This window comes from Kitasatospora sp. NPDC057936 (assembly GCF_042887525.1).
GTDB lineage: Bacteria > Actinomycetota > Actinomycetes > Streptomycetales > Streptomycetaceae > Kitasatospora.
This window is the reverse complement of record NZ_JBHVPD010000023.1, coordinates 78,431-99,950: the sequence shown is the minus strand read 5'-3', so window position 1 is coordinate 99,950 and position 21,520 is coordinate 78,431. Positions and strand designations below refer to the sequence as shown.

At 74.5% G+C, this 21,520-nt stretch carries 18 protein-coding genes; 9 read left to right on the top strand and 9 right to left on the bottom strand.

Going from position 1 to position 21,520, the window contains the following annotated elements; translation table 11 throughout:
* Window positions 1-199 precede the first annotated feature (199 nt).
* Both ACFVU9_RS15380 and ACFVU9_RS15375 read left to right on the top strand, forming a co-directional pair.
* Complete coding sequence (locus tag ACFVU9_RS15380; protein WP_380498135.1) at window positions 200-934, top strand: MgtC/SapB family protein; 735 nt, start codon at window positions 200-202, stop codon at window positions 932-934.
* A 48-nt stretch (window positions 935-982) separates the two neighbouring features.
* Window positions 983-1,654 (top strand): YoaK family protein, encoded by a 672-nt coding sequence (locus tag ACFVU9_RS15375; protein ID WP_387593613.1) that lies wholly within the window; start codon window positions 983-985, stop codon window positions 1,652-1,654.
* Window positions 1,655-1,666: 12 nt separating this feature from the next.
* Here ACFVU9_RS15375 and ACFVU9_RS15370 read toward each other — a convergent pair whose 3' ends face one another.
* Window positions 1,667-2,212 (bottom strand): hypothetical protein, encoded by a 546-nt coding sequence (locus ACFVU9_RS15370; protein WP_387593611.1) that lies wholly within the window; start codon window positions 2,210-2,212, stop codon window positions 1,667-1,669.
* Between the two features lie 61 nt (window positions 2,213-2,273).
* Window positions 2,274-2,927, bottom strand: coding sequence for a hypothetical protein (locus ACFVU9_RS15365; protein ID WP_380438879.1), 654 nt, complete (start codon window positions 2,925-2,927; stop codon window positions 2,274-2,276).
* Between the two features lie 420 nt (window positions 2,928-3,347).
* Between ACFVU9_RS15365 and ACFVU9_RS15360 the strand changes: the two genes are divergently transcribed.
* Genes ACFVU9_RS15360 through ACFVU9_RS15350 form a run of 3 tightly spaced genes read left to right on the top strand, consistent with a single transcriptional unit; the run spans window position 3,348 to window position 6,828 of the window.
* Complete coding sequence (locus ACFVU9_RS15360) at window positions 3,348-3,872, top strand: PadR family transcriptional regulator (protein ID WP_359963749.1); 525 nt, start codon at window positions 3,348-3,350, stop codon at window positions 3,870-3,872.
* On the top strand, window positions 3,869-4,591 hold the full coding sequence (locus ACFVU9_RS15355; protein WP_387593609.1) for an ABC transporter ATP-binding protein: 723 nt from the start codon (window positions 3,869-3,871) through the stop codon (window positions 4,589-4,591). The genes ACFVU9_RS15360 and ACFVU9_RS15355 overlap by 4 nt, the downstream gene beginning before the upstream one ends.
* Complete coding sequence (locus ACFVU9_RS15350; RefSeq protein ID WP_387593608.1) at window positions 4,588-6,828, top strand: FtsX-like permease family protein; 2,241 nt, start codon at window positions 4,588-4,590, stop codon at window positions 6,826-6,828. Before ACFVU9_RS15355 ends, ACFVU9_RS15350 begins: the two co-directional genes overlap by 4 nt.
* 72 nt (window positions 6,829-6,900) lie before the next feature.
* Here the strand turns inward: ACFVU9_RS15350 and ACFVU9_RS15345 are convergent, their stop codons facing one another.
* Both ACFVU9_RS15345 and ACFVU9_RS15340 read right to left on the bottom strand, forming a co-directional pair.
* On the bottom strand, window positions 6,901-7,404 hold the full coding sequence (locus ACFVU9_RS15345; protein WP_380438884.1) for an NUDIX hydrolase: 504 nt from the start codon (window positions 7,402-7,404) through the stop codon (window positions 6,901-6,903).
* 21 nt (window positions 7,405-7,425) lie between these two features.
* A complete protein-coding gene (locus tag ACFVU9_RS15340) occupies window positions 7,426-8,877 on the bottom strand; it encodes an SDR family NAD(P)-dependent oxidoreductase (protein WP_380498155.1) in 1,452 nt (483 codons plus the stop codon).
* Between the two features lie 350 nt (window positions 8,878-9,227).
* Between ACFVU9_RS15340 and ACFVU9_RS15335 the strand changes: the two genes are divergently transcribed.
* Window positions 9,228-10,667, top strand: a complete 1,440-nt coding sequence (locus ACFVU9_RS15335) for a GuaB1 family IMP dehydrogenase-related protein (protein ID WP_380438886.1) — start codon at window positions 9,228-9,230, stop codon at window positions 10,665-10,667.
* Here the strand turns inward: ACFVU9_RS15335 and ACFVU9_RS15330 are convergent.
* The 3 genes from ACFVU9_RS15330 to ACFVU9_RS15320 form a co-directional block, all read right to left on the bottom strand.
* Window positions 10,628-11,539 (bottom strand): DUF5995 family protein, encoded by a 912-nt coding sequence (locus tag ACFVU9_RS15330; protein ID WP_387593607.1) that lies wholly within the window; start codon window positions 11,537-11,539, stop codon window positions 10,628-10,630. The two genes, ACFVU9_RS15335 and ACFVU9_RS15330, sit on opposite strands and share 40 nt — an antisense overlap.
* Window positions 11,540-11,655: 116 nt before the next feature.
* Entirely contained in the window at window positions 11,656-12,045 is a 390-nt protein-coding gene (locus tag ACFVU9_RS15325; protein ID WP_387593605.1) for a DUF3224 domain-containing protein, read from the bottom strand.
* Window positions 12,046-12,152: 107 nt separating this feature from the next.
* Window positions 12,153-13,259, bottom strand: a complete 1,107-nt coding sequence (locus ACFVU9_RS15320) for a PP2C family protein-serine/threonine phosphatase (RefSeq protein ID WP_380498127.1) — start codon at window positions 13,257-13,259, stop codon at window positions 12,153-12,155.
* A gap of 144 nt (window positions 13,260-13,403) precedes the next feature.
* Between ACFVU9_RS15320 and ACFVU9_RS15315 the strand changes: the two genes are divergently transcribed.
* The 3 genes from ACFVU9_RS15315 to ACFVU9_RS15305 all read left to right on the top strand — a co-directional run bounded on the left by ACFVU9_RS15315 (window position 13,404) and on the right by ACFVU9_RS15305 (window position 16,371).
* Complete coding sequence (locus ACFVU9_RS15315) at window positions 13,404-14,360, top strand: RluA family pseudouridine synthase (RefSeq protein ID WP_380507592.1); 957 nt, start codon at window positions 13,404-13,406, stop codon at window positions 14,358-14,360.
* Between the two features lie 113 nt (window positions 14,361-14,473).
* Complete coding sequence (locus ACFVU9_RS15310; RefSeq protein ID WP_387593603.1) at window positions 14,474-15,307, top strand: SDR family NAD(P)-dependent oxidoreductase; 834 nt, start codon at window positions 14,474-14,476, stop codon at window positions 15,305-15,307.
* Window positions 15,304-16,371, top strand: coding sequence for an S-adenosylmethionine:tRNA ribosyltransferase-isomerase (locus tag ACFVU9_RS15305; protein ID WP_387593601.1), 1,068 nt, complete (start codon window positions 15,304-15,306; stop codon window positions 16,369-16,371). Before ACFVU9_RS15310 ends, ACFVU9_RS15305 begins: the two co-directional genes overlap by 4 nt.
* A gap of 7 nt (window positions 16,372-16,378) precedes the next feature.
* Here ACFVU9_RS15305 and ACFVU9_RS15300 read toward each other — a convergent pair whose 3' ends face one another.
* Window positions 16,379-16,786 carry a nuclear transport factor 2 family protein gene (locus ACFVU9_RS15300; protein ID WP_387593599.1) on the bottom strand — a complete coding sequence of 136 codons (408 nt, stop codon included), beginning with the start codon at window positions 16,784-16,786 and terminating at the stop codon, window positions 16,379-16,381.
* Between the two features lie 133 nt (window positions 16,787-16,919).
* Window positions 16,920-20,603: a SpoIIE family protein phosphatase gene (locus ACFVU9_RS15295; RefSeq protein ID WP_380438900.1), complete on the bottom strand. Its 3,684-nt coding sequence runs from the start codon at window positions 20,601-20,603 to the stop codon at window positions 16,920-16,922.
* Window positions 20,604-21,520 lie beyond the last annotated feature (917 nt).

The following is a 21,520-nucleotide window of genomic DNA, read 5'->3' as shown; positions in this document are numbered from 1 at the left end:
GCAAGGTCGGCATGGGCGCCCTGCGCGCCTACCTGCTGATCGCGATGATCATGGTCATCATCAAGGTCGTCCAGACCGCCCTCGGGCACTGAGCCACCGTGAACCCACCGAACGGACGGGGGCGGGCCGAGGGCCTGCCGCCCGTCCGTTCCGCTTTCCCCTCCCGTCCGCCCGCCGTCTCCCCGTAGGAGGTGCCGCCGTGCACACCCTGACCACCGTCGAGTTCCTGGTCCGGCTGGCCACCGGCGTCGCCTGCGGCGCCCTGATCGGCGTCGAACGCCAGTGGCGCGCCCGGATGGCCGGCCTGCGCACCAACGCCCTGGTCGCCGCCGGCGCCACCCTGTTCGTCCTCTACAGCGAGGCCGTCGGCGACAGCGGCAGCCCCACCCGGGTCGCCTCGTACGTCGTCTCCGGCATCGGCTTCCTCGGCGGTGGCGTCATCCTGCGCGACGGCGCCGGCGTGCGCGGCCTCAACACCGCCGCCACACTGTGGTGTTCGGCCGCCGTCGGGGTGCTCGCCGCCTCCGGCAAGCTCGAACTCGCCGTCCTCGGCACCCTCGCCGTGCTCGCCGTCCACCTCGTGCTGCGCCCGGCCGGGCGGCTGCTCGACCGCGCCCCGCAGTCCGGCAGCGACCCGGACTCCACCAACCGCGCGACCGTCCACGTGGAGTGCGACCGCAAGTCCGAGGCGCACATCCGGGCCCTGCTGCTCCAGTCCCTGTCGGCCTCCGGGCTCACCCCCACCGGCCTGCGCGCCCGCCGCGCCGACAACGGCGAGGCCACCAGCCTGCGCGCGACCGTCGCCATCACCGGCCAGGTCGCCCCCGCGCTGGAGCAGGTCGTCACCCGGCTCTCCCTCGAACCGGGCGTGCGCGACCTCCACTGGCACGTCGAGGACGAATCGGACGATCCCGGCGCCCCGGCGCTCGCGTGAGGGAGTAGAACGGAAGGACCGTCAGACCGTCCACCGCCAGGAGGCCCGATGCTCACTCCCGACCCCAGGCACGGGCCGCTCGTGCCGCTGCTCCTGGTGCTCACCGTCGTCACCGGCGTGGTCGACGCGGTCAGCTACCTCGCGCTCGGGCACGTCTTCGTCGCCAACATGACCGGCAACGTGGTGTTCCTCGGCTTCGCCCTGGCCGGCGCGGCCAACCTCTCCGCGACCGCGTCGCTCGCCGCCCTCGCCGCCTTCCTCGTCGGCGCCCTGGCCGGCGGGCGCCTCGCCGACCGCCTGCCCGAGCACCGGGGACGGCTGCTGCGGGCGGCGGTGGCGGCCCAGGCGGCGCTCGTCGTCGTGAGCACCGTCCTGGCGGCGGCGGCCGGGCACACCGCCGACCCGGTCCGCTACGCGCTGATCGGGCTGCTCGCCCTGGCGATGGGCGGCCAGAACGCGGTGGTGCGCTCGCTGAAGGTGCCCGACCTGACGACGACGGTGCTGACCATGACGATCACCGCCCTCGCCGCGGACCGCTCCGGCCCCCGCCGGCTGGCCTCCGCGGTCTGGATGCTCGCCGGGGCCCTGCTGGGCGCCCTGCTCGTCCTCCACACGAACGTCCCGACGGCGCTGGCCCTGGCCTCGGCTCTGCTGGTCGCCGTCGCGGCCGTCCTCCACCGCGCCTCCCGCACCACCCAGCCCTGGGCGGCGCGGCCGTGACCAGGGCGTGTCTCAGGGGTGGTAGATCTCCTTCATCGCCGTGATCTTCCCCTGCTCGTTCCGGTGGACCGCGAAGTACGGCGTGCTGGCCGGCTTGTACGTGGCCAGCTCGGCCGGCGCGATCGTGCGCTCCTTGGTGCCCTTGCCGGTGAACTCGATGACCTGCACCACCGCGTTCTTCGTCAGCTGGTAGCCCGTGGCGTCGCCGGTGGGGGTGTACTCGACGAGCTCCTCGTTCTCCGCCTTGTAGCCGCAGCTCACCGGCGTCAGGGTCACCTTGGTCACGCCGCCCGCGGTGGTCGCGGAGTCGAACTTGACGAAGTCCGGCCGGGCCGGGTCCGGGTGGCAGGGCTTGAGCGCCGCAGAGGCGGTCGGCGCGGGCGTGGTGGGTGCCGCGCTCGCCGTCGGGGCGGGCGCGGGCGCGCCGGAGGCGGCCGTGGTGGGCGCCGGCGAGGCGGCCGCGGGCGCGGGGTCCGGGTCGTCCGGCCCGCAGCCGGTGACGAGTGCGGCCAGGCCCAGCGCGAGCGCGGCGGCCAGGGCGGTGCGGCGGTGCTTCATGTCTGTGGTCCCCCGGGTGCGGTTGGCTGACGGAGGAGACGCGGATCGGCCCCGGTCGGTTTCAGTCGTCCTGCCGGTGGCCCGCGCGGCCGCTCCAGAGGGGTTCGAGTCGGGCCCAGGAGCGCGTCCAGGACTCGTCGGACCGCCGTTCGAGGGCCCGGAGCCGCAGGCGGAGCCCGACGACGACGAGCGCGACGAGGGCGAGCAGCGTGCCGGCGCCGATGCAGGCGGCGGAGACGACGACGGCGCCGCGGTCGAGCGGGGGAGCGGTGACGGTGCCGTCGGGGTCGACCCAGATGCGGACGGTGCTGCCGACGGCGGCCGTCCGGGGCGCCTGGACGGTGCCGGTGTGCGGCTGCCCGTCGGGGTACGTCCAGCTCGCCTCGGCCTCGACGCGGCTCTCGTACCCGCCGGCGAGCCGGCCGGCGGAGGTGCCGTGTTGGGGCGGGCCGAGCACGACGGCGTCGACCTGGTGGAGCCGGCCGTGGTCGGCGGCGGCCCGGGGCGCGGCGGAGCGGTAGCTGACGAGGGCGCCGGCGGTGGCGAGGGCGAGGGCGAGCAGCAGTCCCAGCGCGGCGACGGCCCAGGCGCGGGCGCGGGAGCGGTCCACGGACCGGGCGAGCGGTTCGCGCCGTCCGCCGAGGGCCCGTCGCAGCTGGCGGCCGGTCCGCCGCGGGAGCGACGCCGGCCGGGCTGGCCGGGGGCTGCTGGACACGATGACGGCTCCTCAGCTGTGTTGGGACTGTGCAGTGGTGAACGGTGTTCCGTTACCCAATGTCCACCCCGTGCGAACCCGCGCACAAGAGCCGTGCGGGTTCGCACGAACGCGGCGTGTGACGGCCGGGCGCCGGTGGCGGCGGCCGCGGAGGCCGGAACGGGGTGACCGGAACGGGACGTTCGGCCCTCGGCAGGGCGGCGCGGGCGGGGCAGGCTTGGAGCCGGGCCGTGCCTCCCGTGCCTGGGCGCGGCCCGGCCCGGTTCGCCGTGGGGGCGTCGGGCCGCGGTGTGCGGCAGGAGGCGGGTGTGGGGCCCGCCTCCTGCCCGCCGTACCCGGGGTTCTGACGTCGCACCAGGTCAGCGGCTTGTTCTCGCCGGATATACACTCGGAGTATACGCGTGGGGTATGGTCCTCCCCATGAGTGTTCCCTTGACCCTGCTCGGGCTCCTGGAACGGGAGCCGAGCCACGGCTACGACCTCAAGCGCGACTACGACGCCCTGTTCGGCCGCGGCAAACCCCTCCCGTACGGCCAGGTCTACGCGACGCTCGGCCGCCTCGCCCGCGACGGCAAGGTGGTCGCCGGCGAGGCGGAGCCCGGCGACGGTCCCGAGCGCAAGCGCTACGTGATCACCGAGACCGGCGCGACGGAGTTCGAGACCTGGCTGACCGAGCCCGTCGCGCCCGAACCCAACCTGCAGAGCACGCTGTTCACCAAGGTCGTGCTCGCCCTGATGCTCGGCCGCGACGCCCAGGACTACCTGGACACCCAGCGCGCCGCCCACCTGCGCCGGATGCGCGAGCTCACCGACCTGCGCCGCACCGGCCCCCTGGTGGACGCCCTGCTGGCCGACCACGGCCTGTTCCACCTGGAGGCGGACCTGCGCTGGATCGACCTCACCGCCGCCCGCCTGGGCGCCCTCGCCGCGGAGGTGCGGCGATGACCGCCGTGATCGAGGCCCGCGACATAGCCCTGTCCTTCGGGGAGACGCCCGCGCTGCGCGGGGCCAGTCTCTCGGTCGAGGCTGGCGAGGTGCTGGCCGTCATGGGCCCGAGCGGGTCGGGCAAGTCGACGTTATTGCACTGCCTGGCCGGCATCCTGGTGCCCGACGCCGGCGAGGTGCACTTCGACGGACAGCGGATCGACACCATGGCCGAGGCCCGGCGCAGCGCCCTGCGCCGGGACCGCTTCGGCTTCGTGTTCCAGTTCGGCCAGCTGGTGCCGGAGTTGACGGCCGAGGAGAACGTCGCCCTGCCGCTGCTGCTGAACGGCGTGCGCCGCGCCGCCGCGCTGGCCGACGCCCGGCCGTGGTTCGCCAGGCTCGGCCTGGACGGCATGGAGAAGCGCCGCTCCGGCGAGCTGTCGGGCGGTCAGGCGCAGCGCGTCGCCCTGGCCCGCGGCCTGGTGGCCCGCCCACAGGTGCTCTTCGCCGACGAGCCGACCGGCGCCCTGGACTCGCTGACCGGCGAGCAGGTGATGGACCTGATGGTCGCCTCGGCCCGCGAACAGGGCACGACCGTCGTCCTGGTGACCCACGAGCCCCGCGTCGCCGCCTACGCCGACCGCGAGGCGATCGTGCGCGACGGCTCGGCCCGGGTGCTCTCGGCGGGACCGGTGGCGGGGCAGGCGGCCGGACCGGTGGCGGGACCGGTGGCGCCGTGATCGCCTTCTCGCTCCGCCTGGCCGTCAGCGGCGGCCGGGAGGCGCTGGCCCGGCTGGCGATGATCGCGGCGGCCGTCGCGATCGGCGTCGGCCTGCTGCTCTCCACGTTCGCGAGCGTCAACGCGATCGGCCGGGCCAACGAGCGCCAGCTGTGGATGAATTCGGGCACCAAGAGCCGGGCCGAGGCGCCGGCCGCCGTCGACCCGCTCTGGTGGTACGCGCACGGCGACTTCTACGACGGCAAGGAGGTCTTCGAGGTCGAGGTCGCCCCGACCGGGCCCACCTCGCCCGTCCCGCCGGGCCTGACCGGGCTGCCGGCCCCCGGCGAGTACTACGCCTCGCCCGCGCTGGAGAAGCTGCTGCGCGACGTCCCGGCGGTCCAACTGGGCGACCGCTTCCCCGGCCGGCTCGCCGGCACCCTGGGCGACGCCGCGCTGCCCTCCCCGGACAGCCTGTCGGTCGTCATCGGCCGCACGGCGGACGAGGTCAGGGCGGGGCCGCGCGCCCGGCAGATCACGACGATCGCCACCACCCTGCCCGCCGACTGCGACAACGACTGCTTCGGCCACGGCGTGCGCGGCGACGCGATGACGCTCATCCTCACCGTGGTGGCCGGCGCGCTGATCTTCCCGGTGCTGATCTTCATCGGCACCGCGACCCGGCTGTCCGCCGCCACCCGCGAACAGCGCTTCGCCGCGATGCGGCTGGTGGGCGCGACACCCCGGCAGGTCTCGGTGATCTCGGCGGTCGAGTCCACGGTGGCGTCGGTGGCCGGGACGGTGCTCGGCTTCGCGCTCCACGCGGCGCTGCGCCCGCTGGTGGCCGAGGTCCCGTTCACCGGGAGCCGGTTCTTCACCTCCGACCTGACCCTGACCGTCCCGCAGGTGCTCGGCGCCGTGGTGGGCGTGCCGGTGGCGGCGGCGCTCGCCGCCCGGTTCGCGCTGCGGCGGGTCACGATCTCGCCGCTGGGCGTCTCCCGCCGGGTGACGCCGAAGCCGCCGAGCGCCTGGCGGGTGGTCCCGCTGCTGGCGGGGCTGGGCGAGCTCGGCTACTTCGTCGACAACCGCCCGCCGACCACCGACGGTCAGTCGGCGGCCTACCTGACCGGTTTCCTGCTCGTGATGCTCGGCCTCGTGGTGGCCGGCCCGTGGCTGACGATGGTCGCCGCCCGGGCGGTGGCCCGGCGGACCGGCCGGCCGGCCTCGCTCATCGCGGTGCGCCGCCTCGCGGACGATCCGAAGGCCGGGTTCCGCTCGGTGGCCGGGCTGGTGCTGGCGCTGTTCGTGGTCACCTCGACGGTGAGCGTCATCGGTACGATCAACGCCAACCGCGGTGCGCTGAGCGGTGATCCGGAGATCCGCAAGGCCGTCGTCCACGCCCCGTCGTTCGACCTCTTCCGCTCGGACGCGATGGGCACCGTGCCCGACTCCGTGCTCGCCTCCGCCCGCGCCGTGCCCGGCTTCCGCGGCCTGGCACTGGCCCACGACAACCCGGCCGGGCTCGGCCGGGAGTACCACGGCTCCGAGGCCATGCCCGCGCCCGCGCTGGTGCTCTGCCCGGAGCTGGCGCAGGTCCCGGTGATCGGCCACTGCGCGCCGGGCGCGGCCGTCGCCCTCGTCCCGCTCTGGCAGTTCGTCGACCTGCGGGAGGCGAGCGCCCAGGAGTGGCCCGCCGCTCCGATCTCCGTGCAGGACGCCGCCGCGCTGCCGGTGCGCATGGTCTACACGACCACCGACGGCTCGTCGGCGGCCATGGAACAGCTGCGGACGCTCTTCACCAGGGCCTACCCGACGTACGAGGCGCGGATGGCCGCCGACTGGGGCACCGTGTCGCAGAAGCAGCTCCAGGGCTGGCGCCAACTCGCGAACGTCGTCCTGCTGACCACCCTGCCGATCGCCGGGTGCAGCCTCGCGGTGAGCGTGGTCGCCGGACTCTCCGACCGCAGGCGGCCGTTCGCCATCCTGCGGCTGACCGGGGCGCCGCTGCGGCTGCTGCAACGGGTGATCGGGCTGGAGAGCGCGCTGCCGCTCCTGGTGGTCGCGGCGATCTCGATCGGGACGGGCTTCGCGGCGGCGGCGATGTTCCTCACGTCGCAGATGGACTACGACCTGGTGTCGCCGGGCGCGCTCTACTACGGGCTGACGGGCTTCGGCCTGCTCGCCTCGCTCGGCATCATCGCCTCGACGCTGCCGCTGCTGAGGCGGATCACCGGGCCGGAGGCGGCGCGCAACGGCTGACGGGCGGGATCCGGTCGAGCGGCCGGTGTCCCGGGGCAGCAGGGGAGCCCCGGGACACCGGTGTGCTCCGGCTCAGCCGATCCGGTAGCCGTGCGTGCCGGGGCGGCGCACCCCGTCCATGCCCGGCAGCCACGCGCCGAGGACGAGGGCGGACGGGTAGAACATCGGCTCCGGCAGGGCGTCCACCGCGAAGCGCTCCCAGCCCGCGCACGCGTGCGGCTCGGTGACCAGCGCCTCGGCGAGGCTCGGCGGCGCGAGCACGGCGGCGGTCAGCCGGGGCCGGCCGAGCTCGTGGTCGAGCAGCACGGCCAGCACCCGCATCTCGTCGGCCGGCAGCACGATGCCGGTCTCCTCGGCGAGTTCGCGCGCCGCCGCCTGCTCGAAGGACTCGCCCGGCTCCTCCACCTTCCCGCCCGGCAGGCTCCAGGTGGGCGGCTCGCCGGCGGTCGTGCGGCGGCCGACCAGCACCCGGCCGTCCCCGGTGGGCACGATGACGCCGGCGCCGAGCATCGGCGCGACCGTCCGGGCGGGTGCTGCCGGTGCGGGTGCTGCCGGTCCGGGTGAGGTGGAGGCCAACTCGCGTTCTCCTTCGGGTGGTTACCAGTTGCCGCGCTCGTAGTCCTTGAGGAAGCAGCCGTACAGGTCCTCGCCCCGCTCGCCGCGCACGATCGGGTCGTAGACCCGGGCCGCGCCGTCGACCAGGTCGAGCGGGGCGTGGAAGCCCTCGTCCGCCAGGCGCATCTTGTCCGGGTGCGGGCGCTCGTCGGTGATCCAGCCGGTGTCGACGGCGGTCATCAGGATGCCGTCGCTCTCGAACATCTCCTGCGCGCTCGTGCGGGTCAGCATGTTGAGCGCGGCCTTCGCCATGTTGGTGTGCGGGTGGCCGGCGCCCTTGTAGCCGCGGGTGAAGACGCCCTCCATCGCGGACACGTTCACCACGTACTTGCGGCGCGACGAGGACGCGGCCATCGTCGGGCGGAGCCGGCTGATCAGGATGAACGGCGCGGTGGAGTTGCAGAGCTGCACCTCCAGCAGCTCCATCGGGCCGACCTCCGAGACGGTCTGCACCCAGCTGTTGGTGTCCGCGAGGTCGGGTACCAGGCCGCCGGCGTCGATCGCGGTGCCGGCCGCGATCCGGGCGGGCGTCGCGGAGCCGGTGACGAGCGCGAGCGAGGTGACGTCCTCGGCGGCCATCCGCAGGTCGGCCCCGCCCGCCTGGTGGGGGAGCGCGGGCAGGTCGACGCTGCCGCTGCCGAAGCGGCCGATGGTGGTGGCCTGCGGGAGCTCGCCGGCCGGCAGCGGCGCGGTCTCGGCGGCGACCAGCTCGCGGTAGGACTCCGGCGGGCGGCGGACGGTCTGCGCGGCGTTGTTGATCAGGATGTCCAGCGGGCCGTCGGCGGCGACCTCGTCCGCGAGCGCCATGACCTGGGCCGGGTCGCGCAGGTCGATCCCGACGATCTTGAGGCGGTGGATCCACTGGTCGCTGTCCGGCATCGCCTTGAAGCGGCGGATCGCGTCGTTGGGGAAGCGCGTGGTGATCGTGGTGTGGGCGCCGTCGCGCAGCAGCATCAGCGCGATGTACATGCCGATCTTGGCCCGGCCGCCGGTCAGCAGCGCGCGCTTGCCGGTGAGGTCGGCGCGGGCGTCCCGGCGGGCCCGGTTGAGCGTCGCGCAGGGCTGGCACAGGTTGTGGTAGAAGGCGTCGACCTCGACGTACCGCTTCTTGCAGGTGTAGCAGGAGCGGGGCCGCTCCAGGATGCCCGCGATCTCGGTCGTGGTGACGGTGGTCAGGCCGAACGCGCCGGCCGTCTCGTCGTCGATCCTGGTCGGCGCGCCGGTGGCCGTGCGGGCGGTGACCTCGCGGTCGTTGGCGGTCTTGCGGGCCCGGGTCTCCTGGCGGCGGCGCTGCTTGAGCGTGCGGAATATGCCGCCGACGGCCTGGCGGACGGTGATCGCGTCCGGGTGGTCGACGTGCAGCTCGTCCAGCTCCGCGATCACCTCGAGACAGAGCCGCAGGCGCTCGGGATCGAGGCCGGGACCGTAGTCGATCTCCTCCTCGGTGCCCTCGACCGGGCTCTCCCGGAGGTGCTGTGCCGCTACTTGCTGATCGATGCCCACGCCCGCTGCCGTTTCCCGTTTCGCCTCGCCGTTACCGCGTGAATGCTACGGGAGTCGCCCCGGCCGGGGCGAAAGGTCGATCGTTTGGACGATCATCCAAGTCTACGCGCGAAGCTTTGATCTTGATTTGTGCACAGCGCCAGCAATCGTCCCCGAACTGGCTTTTGTCCCGACCCTCCCGGAGAATCGAATGTTGGGTGCCGGGCGCCCGAGTGCGCCCCGGCGGCATCGCCGCAACCGCACCCGAGGTGTACCTTCTCCCAGCCAGAGAGCCCCATTTCATGCGCTTCCTGAACGACCTCAAGCCCTCGTACGACCTGACGTACGACGACGTCTTCATGGTCCCCAGCCGTTCCGCCGTGGGCTCCCGGCAGGCAGTCGACCTCTCCTCGAACGACGGCACCGGCACCACCATCCCGCTGGTCGTCGCCAACATGACCGCCATCGCGGGCCGCCGGATGGCCGAGACCGTCGCCCGTCGCGGCGGCCTGGTCGCCATCCCCCAGGACATCCCCACCGAGGTCATCGCCGAGGTCATCGCCTGGGTCAAGCAGCGCCACCTGGTGTTCGACACCCCGATCACCCTCGCCCCCGGCGCCACCGTCGCCGAGGCCCTGTCGCTGCTGCCCAAGCGCGCGCACGGCGCCCTCGTGGTCGTCGAGGACGGCAAGCCCGTCGGCGTCGTCACCGACTCCGACTGCCAGGGCGTCGACCGCTTCACCAGCCTCGCCGACATCATGTCCCGCGACCTGCTGCTCCTCGACGAGGACGTCGACCCGCGCGCCGCCTTCGAGAAGCTCTCCGAGGCCCACCGCAAGCTCGCCCCGGTCGTCGACGCTGAGGGCCGCCTCATCGGCATCCTCACCCGCAAGGCCGCGCTGCGCGCCACCCTGTACACCCCGGCCGTCGACGCCGCCGGCAAGCTGCGGATCGCCGCCACCGTCGGCATCAACGGCGACGTGGCCGGCAAGGCCAAGGCCCTGATCGAGGCCGGCGCCGACGTGCTGGTCGTCGACACCGCGCACGGCCACCAGGAGAGCATGATCAGCGCGCTGCGCGCCGTGCGCGGCCTGGACCCGCAGATCCCGATCGTGGCCGGCAACGTCGTCTCCGCGGCGGGCGTGCGCGACCTCGTCGAGGCTGGCGCCGACATCCTCAAGGTCGGCGTCGGCCCGGGCGCCATGTGCACCACCCGCATGATGACCGGCGTCGGCCGCCCGCAGTTCTCCGCCGTCCTGGAGTGCGCCGCCGAGGCGCGCCGGCTCGGCAAGCACGTGTGGGCCGACGGCGGCGTCCGCCACCCGCGCGACGTCGCCATGGCGCTGGCCGCCGGCGCCTCCAACGTGATGATCGGCTCCTGGTTCGCCGGCACCTACGAGTCCCCGGGTGACCTCCACACCGCCGCCGACGGCCGCCAGTACAAGGAGAGCTTCGGCATGGCCTCGGCCCGCGCCGTGAGCAACCGCACCGCCCAGGACTCCACCTACGACCGCGCCCGCAAGGCGCTGTTCGAGGAGGGCATCTCGCACTCCCGGATGTTCATCGACCCGACCCGCCCGGGCGTCGAGGACCTGATCGACTCGATCGTGGCCGGCGTGCGCAGCTCCTGCACCTACGCGGGCGCCAACACGCTGGAGGAGTTCCACGAGAAGGCGATCGTCGGCGTCCAGAGCGCGGCCGGCTACGCCGAGGGCAAGCCGCTGCACTCCAGCTGGGCCTGATCCGCACGGGCGGCGCGTGCGCCCGCCCCGCCACCGTTCTCGGGTTCGCCGACCGGCCGGTTCCTCGCTTCGGGGAGCCGGCCGGCGGCCGTTCCCGTGGCCGTTCCCGCAGACGTTCCTGCGGCCGGGTCGTGGTGGACGCCGTCGTGCAGGCCGAGCGGCAGCAGGAGCGCGCGGCCGAGCAGCCCCACCGAGCCGTCCAGCGCGGCGGCGAAGGCGTGCGCGGCGCACGGCACCCGGCGCAGCTCCCACAGCGCCCGCACCGCCGACCAGGCCGCCTCGCGGGCGGCGTCCACCGACCAGGCGCCCAGCAGGTGCGCGAGCGGCGCGGCCGGCTCCGGCAGCCCGTGCGCGCCCAGCAGCTGCTCCCGGACGGCGGCCTCCACCTCGGCCAGCACCCCGTTGACCCGGTGGTAGTCGTCCTCGACGTCCTCCGGTTCGCAGCCGAGCCGCCCGCACGCGTCCAGGACGGCCAGCGGGAGGTCGTGCTGGATGTGGGCGTTCATCCCGGCCAGGGCGAACTGCAGCGGGTGCACCCCGGGGTGGGCGCGCAGCTCGAACAGCGGCCGCCAGCAGGCGGGCGGCTCCCGCCCGGCGGCGTCGGCCGCCACCGCGAGCAGGTACCGCCCCGCGAACACCACGTCCAGCTCGGCCACCGCCGCCGGATCGGCGAAGTACGGACCACCGAGCCGCTCCCGGACCGCCTCCGTGACGGTGAGGTAGGCCCGGTTGAACACCGCCACCCCGTCCTCCGGCGGCAGCCCCGCCCCGAGCGCCCGCAGCCGGGCGACCACCCCGTCGACCGTGCCGTCCGGGTTCGTGACGTTTACTGCCGTGTCGTTCGCTCCTGTGCTCGCCGCCGCACCGGGCATGCGCCACCCTCCGATGTCGATCGTGCACTGATCGCATCATCGTGGCAGTGTGCCCGGCCGACCGGAGCGCGCGGCGCGCAGCCGACCGGGGGACGGTCGACGGAGGGGCGGCGGCGTCAGCCCAGCTCGTACTCCAGGAGGTAGGTGTGCGCGCCATCCTCGCCGACGGTCAGGTGGAACTCCCCGGTGAGCCCGGCCAACTCGCCCGAGCCGGTGCCCGGGACGACGCGTATCGTCACACCGGTGGTGTCCCAGGCGGCGTGCTGGAGCACGAACGAGCCCTTCCGCCCGTCCAGTTCACCCGTCACGTGCTCCACCGCGACGTACGAGGCCGGCGCGCCCGCGGCGTCCCCGACGGACGTCATCCGCACCTCGCTCGTGCCGGTGATCCCGCCCGTGAACGTCTTGGCGATCCGGATCCGGCCGAACGCCGCACCCGCCCGCTCCTCCGTCTCCACCGGCTCGAAGGCGGTCAGCTCGAACGCCCCGCTCGCCCTGTGCCCCATGGCGCTCTCCCCTCGACGAACGTCTCCGCGACCGACACCCCGTCGACCGCGATCAGAGCCTTGCACACAGCTCTGACAATCGCGCCCCACACGGGTGAATGCCCTGGTCAGCGCTCCGCGCGCTGCTCCCAGCGGATCGCGAGCAGCGCCGCGTCGTCCGCGAGCCCGGCCGGGCCGACCCAGTCGTCGACGTCCGCCAGCACGCCGTCCAGCAGGTCCGCCGGCTGCCCCGCGTGCAGGCCGGGCAGCCGCTGCGCCAGCGGGTAGAACACCCCGTCGGCGTTCCGGGCCTCCGAGACCCCGTCGGTGTACAGGAGCAGAAGATCGCCCGGCCGCGCCTCGAAGCGCCCCACCGGGTAGCGGCCGCCGGTCAGCCCGAGCAGTCCCAGCGGCGGCGCCGCCTCCTCCGGCTCCAGCTCGCCCACCACGCCCGCGCGGCGCAGCAGGGGGTGCGGATGGCCGCAGTTCACGACCGTCACCGGCTCCCGGCCCGGTGGCACGCTCAGCAGCAGCGCGGTCGCGAACCGCCCGTCGCCCGGTCTCGCGGCGAGCGCCGCGTCCAGGCGCTCCGCGAGCCGCCCGAGGTCGGGCTCGGTCCGCGCGCCCTCCCGGAACACCCCCAGCACGTCCGCCGCCGTCTCCACCGAGGGCAGCCCGTGCCCCTGGACGTCCCCGAGCAGGATCCGCACCCCGAACCGGGTGTCGAGGACGGCGTACAGGTCCCCGCCGATCCGCGCCTCGGCCGCCGCCGCCACGTACCGCACGGCCAGCCGCAGCCGGCCGATCCGCTCCGGCGGCGGCCGCAGCAGCGCCCGCTGCGCCGCCTCGGCCACCGTGCGGACCTGGAACAGTTCCCGCTCGCGCGCCGCCACGAGCAGCACGTTGGCGGCGCTGGCCAGGGTCGCGGCGAGGACGGTCACCAGCACGCTGACCCGGACGGCGGTCGGCAGCTGCTCGTTGGCGCTCTCCAGCGTGCCCACGGCCAGCAGCGCCGCCGCACCGACCAGGAGCGGCACCCGCGCCTTCCTGGTGGTGGCCCCGGCCAGCACCGGGGCGACCGCGAGCAGCGGCGAGAGCGTCGTGCCGGGCCCGCTCACCAGGTCGGCCACGACGGCCCCGGCGAGCAGCAGGAACGCGCCGTACAGCAACCCCCGCGTCCGCCGGGGCAAGTGCAACGGCGGCAAGTCCCCCGGCTCGTCCTCCTCCTCGATCACTCCTCCACTGTCCCCGCGCCCCCGACACCCGGCACCCAGGGCGTGTCTTTCGGAGCAGGCCGGGTGCCACCCACGCGGTCAGGGACTCCGGCCGCGCCCCCGTCGGCCGGGCCGTCGGCCGCCCGGCTAGGCTGGGTGACCGAGATGAGACGCAAGAGCCGCCGCCCGGCCTCCCCCCTTCCGCAGCGCAACGGTGTGGACCCCGTGCACCTGCGACTGCCGATCGAGGGGCCCTGGGAGACCGTCCGGGCGTACCTCGTCGAGCGGCTGGCCGCCGTCGGCACGGCGCGCGTCGACGCCGCGCTGCACGGGCGGGAGATCGTGGGCGAGGACGGGCCGGTCGCGCCGGACGACCCGTTCCGGCCCGGCGGGCACCTGTGGTTCTACCGGGACCTCCCCGACGAGGTGCGGGTGCCGTTCGAGCTCGCCGTCGTGCACCGCGACGAACACCTGGTCGTCGTCGACAAGCCGCACTTCCTGGCCACCACCCCGCGCGGCAAGCACGTCGTCGAGACGGCGCTGTCGCGGCTGCGGCACGGCCTCGACCTGCCCGCGCTCAGCCCCGCACACCGGCTCGACCGCCTCACCGCCGGGCTCGCCCTGTTCGTCGTGCGGCCCGAGGAGCGCGGCGCGTACCAGACGCTCTTCCGCGACCGGCTGGTCCGCAAGGAGTACGAGGCCGTCGCGCCCTTCGACCCGGGGCTGAGCCTGCCGCGGACCGTCCGCAGCCACATCGTGAAGGAGCGCGGGGTGATCGCGGCCCGGGAGGTCGACGCCCCGCCGAACAGCGAGAGCCGGATCGACCTGCTGGAGCGGCGCGACGGCCTCGGCCGCTACCGGCTCCGGCCGCTCAGCGGGCGCACGCACCAGCTGCGGCTGCACATGTCCGGCCTGGGCGTGCCGATCCTGGGCGACCCGGTGTACCCGGTGGTGCTGCCCGAGCCGGCCGCGGACGACTTCCGCCGGCCGCTCCAACTGCTCGCCTCCGTCGTCGAGTTCACCGATCCCGTGACCGGCCGCGAGCACCGCTTCGAGAGCCGTCGCGCCCTGTCCGCCTGGACCGACCCGGAGGGCTGGGCGGCCGGGGCCGGGGGCTCCTGACCGTCGGACCCCGGCGCCCTACGTCGGACCCGGCGCCCTAGGACCAACGGACGACCGGGTCCCGGTCCCGGTGGCCGATCCGGCACCCGGACGCTCGGAGCGATCGTGGGGGCATGAACGCAGCACAGCACACCGCCCCCGCCACCCCCGCCACCCCCACCACCCCCACCCGCGTCGCCGTCGTCACCGGGGCCTCCCGAGGACTCGGCCTGGCCCTCGCCGAGGCGCTCGCCGCCGACGGGTGGCAGCTGGTGATCACCGCCCGGGGCGCCGCCGGGCTCGCCGCCGCCGAGGCCCGGCTGGGCGCCGTCACCAGGGTCGTCGCGCTGCCCGGCTCGATCGTGGACGACGACCACCGCGCCCGCCTCGCCGAGGCCGCCGCCGGGCTCGGCGGCGCGAGCCTCCTGATCAACAACGCCGGGACCCTCAACGGCACGGACGACGCGCGCGCCGAACCGCTGCCCAGGATCGCCGACGCGCCGCTGCCCGAACTCCTGGAGACGTTCGAGGTCAACGCCCTCGCCCCGATCGCGCTCACCCAGCTCGTCCTGCCGCAGCTGCGCGCCCACGGCGGCGCGGTGCTGAACATCAGCTCCGACGCGGCCGTCGTGCCGTACGTCGGCTGGGGCGGCTACGGCGCGAGCAAGGCGGCGCTCGACCTCGCCACCGCCGTACTCGCCAGGGAGGAGCCGGAGTTGCGGGTCTGGGCGGTCGATCCGGGCAGCATGCGGACCGAGATGCTCCAGGCGGCGAGCCCCGGCGAGGACATCTCCGGCGAGCCGCTGCCGGAGGAGGTCGCCCCCGCCCTGCTCGGCCTGCTCAGGGACGGCGCGCCGTCCGGCCGGTACCGGGCGGAGGACCTCGCAGCGGACGTCGCAGCGGACCGCACGGGGGACCGCACGGCGGACCGTGCGGCGGATCTCGCAGCGGTCCGAGGTGGGCGATGACCGTCCTTACGGAGCTCGGCCCCGACTTCACCGTCCCGCCCGAACTCTCCGCCCCCGCACCGGCGGAGGCCCGCGGCCGGGCGCGCGACGGCGTCCGGATGCTGGTCGGACGGCGCGAGCGCGACACCGTGGAGCACCACCGCTTCACCGACCTGCCCGACGTGCTGCGCCCCGGCGACCTGCTGGTGGTCAACAACTCCGCGACGATCCCGGCGGCCCTGCCCGGACGGCTGCCCGACGGAACGCCGGTCGCACTGCACCTGTCCTCGGCCCAGCCGGACCAACGCGGAGCGTTCCTGGTGGAGTTGCGCCGCGTCGTGCCCGGGAGGGCGGCGGAGTACTACCCGCCCGAGGACAGCCCGGCCCGCCCGGGCCTGCGGATCGGCCTGCCGGCCGGCGGTGCCGCCGAGTTGACCACCCCGTTCACCGCCCGCCTCTGGTACGCCGAACTCGACCTCCCCGCAGCGCTGTTGCCGTACCTGTCACTCCACGGCCGGGCGATCCGGTACGGCTACGTGGACCGCGACTGGCCGATGGAGGCCTACCAGACGGCGTTCGCCACCATCCCCGGCAGCAGTGAAATGCCCAGTGCCGCACGCCCGTTCACGACGGAGGTGGTCGCCCGCCTGGCCGGCCGCGGCGTGCTGCTCGCGCCGATCACCCTGCACACCGGCGTCGCGTCCCCGGAGGCGCACGAGGCGCCGTACGCGGAGCGGTTCCACGTCCCGGCGGCGACCGCCCGACTGGTGGGCCACGTCCGGGCGGGCGGCGGCCGGGTGATCGCCGTCGGCACCACCGCGGTGCGGGCGCTGGAGTCCGCCGCCGACCCGGACGGGACGGTCCACGAGGCCGACGGCTGGACGGAGTTGGTCATCACCCCCGAGCGCGGCGTCCGGGCGGTCGACGGTCTCCTGACCGGCTGGCACGAGCCGCGGGCCTCCCACCTCCAGCTCCTGGCCGCCGTCGCCGGCCTTCCGCTCCTCGCCCGCTGCTACCGCGAGGCCGTCCGGAGCCGGTACCTCTGGCACGAGTTCGGCGACGTCAACCTGCTCCTGCCGGCCTGACGAGACGTCAGGCAAAGAGCGTCCGTGCGACGTGGTCGGTGTCGAGGTATTCGCGGACGGCCGTGATCAGCCCGTTCTCGACGGTGAACACGGCCGCGCAGTGGTTCTCGTACGCGCTGCCGTTCGCGGCCGTCCCCTTGGAAGTCCACTCGGCGAGGGCCTTCGGGCCGTCTGCGAGAACCTGGGTGAGCGTCACCTCCAGCGGGGTGTCGGGGGCGAACAGGGCGCGCGCGCCGACGAGGAACTCGCTGAAGATGGCTTCCTTGCCGCGCCACACCCGCGACAGGGGGAGGGTGCCCGGGTACTCCCAAGTCGCGTCGTCGGCGAAGCAGGCGACGGCGGTGTCGAGGTCACCCCCGGCGATCGCGGTGACGTAGGCGGTGACGACGGTGCGGGTGTCGAGCTGCTGGTTCACGGTGGCTCCTCTGGTGTCCTCCGGTGGGGCTGTCCCGCCGTTGCCACCAGACAACCGCGCAGGTACCGCACCGGGCCAACAACCGCAGTGCGGGGCCGACAATCAACCGTTGTCGTCGCAGGCCACACGCGGTTCAGGAGGTGCCCGTCGTGCCGGGCGGCAGCTCCAGCTCGAACCAGACCACCTTGCCGTCCCCGGTTCGCCGGCTGCCCCAGCGGTGGGCGAGCTCGTTGACGAGGTGCATGCCGCGCCCGCCCTCGTCCTCGGACCTGGCGGGCCGCATGCGCGGGGCCTCGCCCTCCTGGTCGGCGACCTCGACGGTGAGCATCCGGTTGCAGAACAGCCGCAGCTGGGTGGGGGATCCGGCGTGGACGAGGGCGTTGGTGATGAGTTCGCTGGTGAGCAGCTCGGCCCAGTCGGCGAGGGCGTCGAGCCCCCAGTCGGCGAGCGTCGTGCGGGTGAAGCGGCGGGAGTGCGCGACCATCGCGCGGTCGCCGCTGAGCGGCAGGGTCGCGATCCGGTCCGCGCCGACCGGGCGGACCTGGGCCATGATGACGGCGATGTCGTCCTCGGCGGTGCGGCCGGTGAGTTCGGCGAGGACGGCGTCGCAGGTCTGCTCCAGGGAGCGGCGCCGGTCGGCGATCGTGCGGCAGAGCAGTTGGATGCCCTCGTCGATGTCGCGGCCCCGGCGTTCGACGAGCCCGTCGGTGTAGAGCGCGAGGATGGCCTCCTCGGGGAGGGTGAACTCGACGCTCTCGAACGGGACTCCGCCGACGCCGAGCGGTGCGCCGGGCGGCAGCTCGATCGTCCGGGCCCGCCCGCCGGGCTCGGCGACGACCGGCGGCAGGTGTCCGGCGCAGGCGGCGGTGCAGTGGCGGTCGACGGGGTCGTAGACGACGCACACGCAGGTCGCGAACTGCCCGTCCCCGAGTGCGATGGTGGCCTCGTCGAGCCGGTGCAGGACGCGCGCCGGGTCGAGGTCGAGGGTGATCAACGTGCGGGCGACGGTGCGCAGTTGGCCCATGGTGGCGGCGGCCCGGATGCCGTGTCCCATGACGTCGCCGACGATCAGCGCGACCCGCCCGGAGGGCAGCGGAACGACGTCGAACCAGTCGCCGCCGACCTCGCTGACGACACTGCTCGGCAGGTAGCGGTAGGCGATGTCCAGGCCGAGCGTGCGGTGGATCTCCTGCGGCAGCAGGCTGCGCTGGAGGGTGAGCGCGGTGTCCCGCTCGCGCCGGTAGAGCCGTCCGTTGTCGATCGCGAGGGCGGTGCGGGCGGCGAGCTCCTCGGCCAGCGCCTGGTCGGCCGGCCCGAACGGCACCGGGTTGGCCATGCGGATGAACTCCGCCCCGCCGAGCACGAGTCCGCGCGCCACCAGCGGCACCATCAGGTACGAGTGCACCCCCGCCGCCAGCCCGGGCTCCACCCGGTCGGGCGAGGCGACGATCCGGCGCAGGTCGTCCTCGGTGACCTCGGAGACGAGGATCGACCGCCCGCTGCGCAGGCTCTCGGCGTACAGCGCGGCGGACTGCGACGTCTCGCCGACGGAGTCCGCCGCGCCGGTCATGGTGCCCGAGGGGCCGACCTCGCCGACCGCGACCGCCCGCATCAGCACCGAGCCGTCGGGCGGGACGGGCCCCGGCTCCTCGCCGCCGAGCACCGCGTCGCGCAGGTCGACGGTGACGAAGTCGGCGAAGCGCGGGATCACGACCTCCACCAACTCCCGTGCGGTGTTGTGCAGATCGAGGGTGGTGCCGATCCGTGTGCTGGCCTCGTTGAGCAGCGACAGCCGCTGCTGCGCGGCCCATGCCTCGTCGAGCGCGCGCTGGCGGGCCGCGGCGGCGTCGCGCTCGCGGGTGAACAGCAGCGCGTTGTCGATGGACACGGCCGCCCGCACCGCCAACTCCCCGGCCAACGCCAGGTCGTCGTCCTCGTAGGGGCGCTCGACGAGGGTGCGGTAGAAGCCCGCGACGCCGACCGGAGTGCCGCGCGCGATCAGCGGGACCACCATGAACGAACGGACGTTCTGCTCGCGCACCGCGGCGGTGCGCACCGGGTCGTCGGCGAACCAGGCCAGCCCCTCGGCGTCCATCCGCGGCACCAGCACGGGCTTGCGGTTCGCCAGCGCCCACGCGTACGGCGAGCCGGGCCGGAAGCGCTGCACGCCACCGGTCCGGTCGATCGGGCGCAGGGTGGAGCCGTGCACGGAGTGGAAGGCCATCCGGCGCAGGAGCGCGGAGCCGTCCCCGGAGGGGCGGGCCTCACGCTCGCCGCGGACGAGGTCGTCCAGCACCTCGACGACCACCGTGTCGGCCAGCCTGGGCGTCGCCACCTCGGCCAACTCCTGCGCGGTGCGGTCGATTTCGAGCGTGGTGCCGATCCGGGCGGACGCCACGTTGACCAGCGCCAGCCGCTCCTGCGCGGCCTTCGCCTCCCGCAGCGCCTGCTGGCGGGCGAGGACGGTCTGGTGCTGGCGCAGGTACAGCCGGGCGTTGTCGATCGCGACGGCGGCGCGCGAGGCCAGCTCGTCACCGAGCGTGATGTCCGCCTCGGCGAAGGACTCCCGGGCGCCGCGCCGCGAGTACACGATCATGCCGAGCGTCGTGCCGCGCGCCACCAGCGGGGTGATCCGCACCGAGCGCGGCCGGTCGCCGAGCGCGGCCTGGCGGCGGCTCTCGGTGATGCCCTCGCTGAGCAGCGGCAGCTCCCAGGACGGCACGACGACCGTCCGCCCGGTGGCGAGCGCCCGCGCGTACGGGGAGTCGTGGGGGAGCTCGTACACCGCGTCGACGGGCAGGGCCTCCGCCGGGTACAGCGGATCGGTGGACGCGAGGGCCAGCCGGCGCACCAGCAGCGGGACGAGCCGGTCGGTCGGCTCGACGTTGCGCCCGGCGACCAGCGCCTCCAGGGCGAACACGCCGCTGATGTCGGCCACCCTCGGGACCATCGCGTCGGCGAGCTCGCGGGCGGTCTGCCGCAGGTCGAGCGTGGTGCCGATGGAGGCCGTCGCGTCGACGAGCAGGGCAAGCCGCTCCTGCGCGCGGGCGGCGCGGGCGTCGGCGTGGAACTGCTTGCTGATGTCGATGACCGTCGAACTGACCCCGAGCACCCGCCCGCCCGGCTCCTCCAGCCGGAAGTACGAGGCGGACCAGGCGTGGTCGTGCTGCGGATCGCCCGGAGTGCGGCCGTGCGAGCGCGTGTCCACGACCGGCGTGCCCGTCTCCAGCACCCGCCGCATCACGGCCTCCGCCTCGGCGCCGTTGATCCCGGGCAGCAGCTCGGTCAGCCGGTGGCCGACGTGCGCCCCGACGGACAGGCCGTTGACCCGGGCCAGCGCCTCGTTGAGGCGGACGAACCGCAGATCGGCGTCGAAGACGCCCATGCCGACCGGGGACTGCGTGAAGAACCCGTCCAGGACCGCCAGGTCCGCCTGGATCCGGCGCAGCGTCGTGACGTCCGAGGCGACGGCCAGCACCAGCGGGCGCCCGCCGGGGCCGGCGATGGGATGGGTGCGGAACTCCAGGTTCACGGGATGCCCGTCCCGGTGCCGCACGGGGAACACCCCGGACCACGGCCGCCCGTCCAGGATCTGCTGGAACAGCTCCAGCACGTCGGGCCGCTCCTCGTCCGAGGTCAGCAACTGCGCGGCCCTCGCACCGACCGCCTCGGCGGCGGTGTAACCGAGCAGTGCCTCGGCGTCGCTGCTCCAGTGCAGGATCCGCCCGTCGGCCTCGATCAGCGCCGTCGCGATCGGGACCATCAGCAGGGCGTCCTGCCGCGGCTCCCCCGTGCGCGGCTCGTTCTCGTTCACCATGGCCAGAGAACCGTCCGGAGATCGCTTCCACCAGCCCTGCCATCTTCGCACGCGGCCCCCGGAGCCCGCTCACCGTGACATCACCGCCCGGGGCGTACCCACCAGAACCCCGACCACCGGACCGCGGCTCACCCAACGGCCCGGATCCCTCGAACCCGCGCCCGGTCGACCGGCGAGTGCGCACCATCCCGGTAGAGGTGCCCCACGCACCGGCGGCGCAGCGGACTGCCTGCCACCAGCAAGACCGGCGACACCAGCAGCGCGCCGATCATGACCCCGATCCGGCAAGCGAAGTCGGTAGGGCTCCCTGCTCTCACGGGTCGACTCTCCGACAGCCACGGGCAGTCGATGCGACCGGCTTCTCACGCGGCCGGACAGGCCGCGGGAAGTCGTCCTGGCCGACTTCCTCCGCCGGCCCGTTGCCCTGGTCGGTATCGCCGGGGTCGTGGGAGGTCGTCCTGGCCGACTTCCTGTGTGGCGGGCTCGGTTGTGGCGTGTCGATTCCATCGGCTTCCTCCGCCGGCCCGCTGCCCCGGTCGGCATCGCCGGGGGCGCGGGAAGTCGTCCTGGCCGACTTCCTGTGTGGTGGGCCCGGTTGTGGCGTGTCGATTTCACCGGCTTGCTCCGCTGGCCCGCTGCCCCGGTCGTCATCGCCGGGGTCGTGGGAGGTCGTTCTGGTCGACTTCCTGTGTGGTGGGCCCGGTTGTGGCGTGTTGATTTCACCGGCTTGCTCCGCTGGCCCGCTGCCCCGGTTGGTATCGCTGGGGTCGTGGGAGGTCGTCCTGGCCGACTTCCTGTGCGGTCTGCTCGTGCACGGGATTTGATCTCGCGGACTTGCGCCCTGCGTTTCCATGACTCCGCGCACGCGAGAGGAGGTCGACGTGGCCGACTTGTTCTTCCGGCCCCCGACTGCCCTC